We start from the raw sequence: 3956 nt of genomic DNA on the forward strand, positions 1-3956 counted from the left end.
GCAGCGGCCGAAGCCCAGCATGAGGCCGAGGTATGGGTCATGGCCCCCATGATCTCCACCCCGGACGAAGCGGCCCGCTTCGCCGGACTCGCCACTGCCGCGGGACTGAAGACCCCCGGCGTGATGATCGAGGTGCCCTCCGCCGCGCTTACCGCAGGCACCGTGCTGCAGGAAGTCTCCTTCGCCTCCCTCGGCACGAACGACCTCACCCAGTACGCCATGGCCGCCGACCGGCAGCTCGGGCCCCTCGCCACCCTGAACGACCCCTGGCAGCCGGCCGTGCTGCAGCTCGTGAAACTCACCGCCGACGGCGCGGCCACCGCAGCCGCGGCCAGCGGCAACGCCAAGCCCGTGGGTGTCTGCGGAGAAGCCGCGGCAGACCCCGCCCTGGCCGCCGTGCTCATCGGCCTCGGCGTCACCACCCTGTCCATGAGCCCCCGCGCCCTGCCGGCCGTGGCCGCCGTGCTGAAAACCATCACCCTGGCCCAGGCCCAGCAACTCGCAGCCACCGCCCTCAAAGCGCCCAGCGCCGCAGCCGCACGCGCCGCCGTCCGCGAACAACTGCCCATCCTGGGCGAACTCGGCCTGTAGTTCCTCAAAGCCACCAAACAACCCACCCCGGAAACCAAGGAGAACCCCGTGACTGAACGCACCGCCACCATCGCCAGCCGCGTCGGCCTGCACGCCCGCCCCGCCGCGATCTTCGCCGAAGCCGCCGCCGAACTCGACCTCGAGGTCACCATCGCCCGCCAGGGCGAACCCGCCGACGAGGCCATGGACGCAGCCTCCATCCTCTCCCTCATGAGCCTCGGCGCCGCCCAGGGCGACGTCGTGGTCCTCCGCGCCGAAGGCACCGGCGCCGACGAAGCCCTCGACAAGCTCGTCGCCATCCTCGAAACCGACCACGACGCCGAATAAGCGCCGGTCTCCCGGAACAACCGGTCTCCCGGAACAAGAAGAGCGTGCCCTCCCTTCGGGGAAGGCACGCTCTTTCTTTTTTGGTGCCAGGGCCCACGCCGGCGAGTGCCCCGAGCCGAGCGCAGCGAGGCTTGGGAACCGGCGGGGATCAGTCCTGCGCCGGCTCCGACACCCTGGAAGCGCCACCCACTGAACCCCAACAATTCCGTATGCTTCTTCCGGCCGAGTGGCGCGCAGTTGGGCCACGAACGCCTGACGTCACGCAGGCCTAAACCGCGAGGCGACCGCGTGACGCACAGCTTCGACGTCAACATTGCCAACTGCCTGCGCTGCAAGCACCTCGGCCAAGCGGTTCGGCCAGAGTGCTTGAACCCCGCGAACCGAAAAGGCGCCGTCAATCAGCGGCCAATCAGCCTCGATGAAGCACAAGACCCCGGCAACCGGAACATCCCCAACGAAGCCGCACATGACATCAACCTGCCAGCGCACACCTTCGACCAGCTTCGTGCAATCCCGCCGACCAATGAGGAGCTTCTCAACCCGCGGACGGAAGATACCACCCTCGATCTTCAGTTCAGGCCGCCCTTTGTACCGCTTGACGTCGATCACCCAGATTCCGCCCCGAGTGATGACGATGTGGTCGATGTTCGCCTTCGAAGCGGGAATGCGCCGGTCGTGGAGAACAGCGAAATCAGCGGAAGCCAACGCGTCCAGTCGGGAGCCGAGGCGCTCCTCCCCCGTCGCGCCCCGGTCCCACGCTTTGGTGTGCGGACGTTCCTTGGCGAGGGCAACTGCCAGACCACCGAACCGGCCCCATGTCTGTCGGAGCTTTTCCTCGTCCTTCACCTTCCGGCGCTCATATTCGCGCCGGGCAGACGAACCGGCGACCCCAGACGCGATCGTCAACGGATTACCAGCGGGCAGTTCCGGACCTGGAGAAATAGTAGCCGTAGCCTCGCGGGCACATGCCATGCAGCAGACGGTCTTTGACTCAGGCTCGTAGATTGCTTCCGTGCCAGCCGGAAGCAAATTTCCACACAGCCGGCAAACACCTGCGTAGCGAAGCCTCATCTGCTTCAAGTCCCACCACCCCACGCCACCATGTTCCATGGTTCACTGCAGCCTACGTGCCTTGATTGGCGATGTCATGCACCGGCTCCAGGACGGCCGCGGCACATGAAACCTGGACATCATCACGAACAACAACCGTAAGTTGACCGAGAAATCATGTAGCACCGCCGCTGCCCCACCATAGATAAGCAAGGACATTCCGGACTCAGAAGGAGCAGCCAGGCCACACAGACGGCCAACGAAAAAAGGCCCCCCGAAGGGGCCTATCCGTGAACAATCTGTCCACACTCAGAGGCCAACAGGCCCCTGAACAGGTAAAACACTGTGCCCGAGGTGGGACTCGAACCGGGTTCCAGGTCTCGAAAACACTGGGAACTCCCGAAAAAACGCCGAGTACGGGCCAGTCCGACCGATGTACGGCCCAGTCCGCCGGGTAAGGTGTGCACATTGTGCACACCCCCTGTTGGAAGCCTCAGCAACAACTAACGGCGCACCAAATGCTTCGAAATTTCCGCCGCCGATTCCCCCAACTCGATGTCGCCAGCAGCCACTCCCACAACGAGCCTGAAACCCTCGTCAGTCGTGAAGTCATGGCGGTGGCCATTGATCCACAACAGCAACACCATCAGCGTCCACGCTGTGCGCTTATTGCCGTCAACAAGCGCGCTAAAACGGGCCACCGAATCCATCAAAGCGGCCGCCTTCAGCGCCAATTCAGGATAGGCTTCGGCACCCATGACAGTTGTCGCCGGGCGGGCCAATGCCGAAGCAAGCAAGCCGACATCCCGGATGTGAAAGCCGTACCGATCAACAACCTGCAGCGCATCCTCGATGTCCAGGTACGCGGTCACGCGTCCTCAAGCCGGGTAAGCAACTCAGCGTCATGAGTCATGACAAAATCCAGGCCCTCACTGATTTCACGCCGGCGCGCATGACGCTGCAGAACCAACTCAGCCCCCTGCAGAAGAAGCGCAGACTTGGACGTATGCTCCTCGGCGGCGAGTTGCTCAAGCCGGCGATCAAGGTCTTCCGGGACGCGAAGATTCATTGCCATGGACACAATGGTACCAAACCAGTACCACACTGGTGCGAACCGGCAATCTTGCGCCTCCCACGTCGTGCCAAGAAGGGCTCCGCGAGGACTGGCGGTTCGATTCAGGAGGCCTTCCGCCTGCCCCGCACCATCTTCCGGATGTGCTCCGGGGTGAGGCCGGTGAGCGACGCCAGCTCAAAGACATCGAGCGCGTTCTCCCTGTGCGCGGCAGTCACGAGGGCTTTCCGTTCCGCCTCCAAAACCAGCCGTCCGGCGGTGGCGTCCGCCAGTTCGCGGGCGATCTCCTGCAGCTGCGCCAGCCGGCTTTCGCGGCTCACGCCCGACGGCGGTCCCTCGCCCGGATCTCCGACGGCGGTCCGTACCACCCACGTCGAGACGCCCAGTGCCGCCGCGATTTTCGTAACCGGAAGGCGGTCCTGCACGCACTCGGCGATGAGGTCGTTCCGGCGGACGATCAGCGCGCGGTAACCGCTGTCGGCCTGCGCCAGCCGCTGCCTCTGCCGTGCGAACTCGGAACGGAGACGTGCGGCGTCGTCCTCCGAGCCGCCGTCGCGGCCTGGAACAGCGCGCCGCGAGGCGCCGTAACGGTACCCGCCCGCAGGCGAAGGGGCGCGGCGCTTCAGCTGGACATCCATGCAAGAACGCTAGCCCCGCGGCCGGGCCCCGGAACAATACAAAAACCGCGTGAATCCATAAGCAAAATCAATCCCTGGAACCGCGTGAACCCATAAGGATGCCTTATCAGTCCACGCACATTTGGTCTTATCCATGCGGCTTTTGCATACCTAGGCTCGAAGGGAGCCCCCACTAGCCCCTTCGGAGGAACCATGCCCGAGCAATCATCGGCACCGTACGAGCCGGCGTCCCGCGTCCGCCGCATCAAGTCATCGCCCAGTGTCGCCGCCGCGGCCCG

6 protein-coding genes are annotated in these 3956 nt (G+C 64.7%); 2 read left to right on the plus strand and 4 right to left on the minus strand.

Translation table 11 applies throughout. The annotated features are described in order from the left end of the window. On the plus strand, positions 1–591 hold a 591-nt coding region (locus BIU82_RS09980; protein WP_363968112.1), incomplete at its 5' end, for a putative PEP-binding protein. A gap of 48 nt (positions 592–639) precedes the next feature. Continuing rightward, positions 640–918, plus strand: coding sequence for an HPr family phosphocarrier protein (locus BIU82_RS09985; protein WP_070349322.1), 279 nt, complete (start codon positions 640–642; stop codon positions 916–918). Between the two features lie 258 nt (positions 919–1176). Here BIU82_RS09985 and BIU82_RS09990 read toward each other — a convergent pair whose 3' ends face one another. The 4 genes from BIU82_RS09990 to BIU82_RS10005 form a co-directional block, all read right to left on the minus strand. Then, on the minus strand, positions 1177–1764 hold the full coding sequence (locus tag BIU82_RS09990) for a nuclease-related domain-containing protein (protein WP_253182742.1): 588 nt from the start codon (positions 1762–1764) through the stop codon (positions 1177–1179). Positions 1765–2471: 707 nt separating this feature from the next. Further along, positions 2472–2840 (minus strand): Fic family protein, encoded by a 369-nt coding sequence (locus tag BIU82_RS09995; protein ID WP_070349323.1) that lies wholly within the window; start codon positions 2838–2840, stop codon positions 2472–2474. Further along, positions 2837–3043: a ribbon-helix-helix protein, CopG family gene (locus BIU82_RS10000; RefSeq protein WP_253182738.1), complete on the minus strand. Its 207-nt coding sequence runs from the start codon at positions 3041–3043 to the stop codon at positions 2837–2839. The genes BIU82_RS09995 and BIU82_RS10000 overlap by 4 nt, the downstream gene beginning before the upstream one ends. A gap of 101 nt (positions 3044–3144) precedes the next feature. Further along, on the minus strand, positions 3145–3678 hold the full coding sequence (locus BIU82_RS10005) for a hypothetical protein (protein ID WP_070349324.1): 534 nt from the start codon (positions 3676–3678) through the stop codon (positions 3145–3147). Between the last annotated feature and the right edge of the window lie 278 nt (positions 3679–3956).

This window comes from Arthrobacter sp. SW1 (genome assembly GCF_001766675.1).
Lineage (GTDB): Bacteria > Actinomycetota > Actinomycetes > Actinomycetales > Micrococcaceae > Arthrobacter.

Excerpts from the sequence above, each read along its gene's own strand:
- BIU82_RS10000 (WP_253182738.1), bottom strand. The coding sequence starts at position 3,043 with ATGGCAATGAATCTTCGCGTCCCGGAAGACCTTGATCGCCGGCTTGAG.
- BIU82_RS10005 (WP_070349324.1), bottom strand. The coding sequence starts at position 3,678 with ATGGATGTCCAGCTGAAGCGCCGCGCCCCTTCGCCTGCGGGCGGGTAC.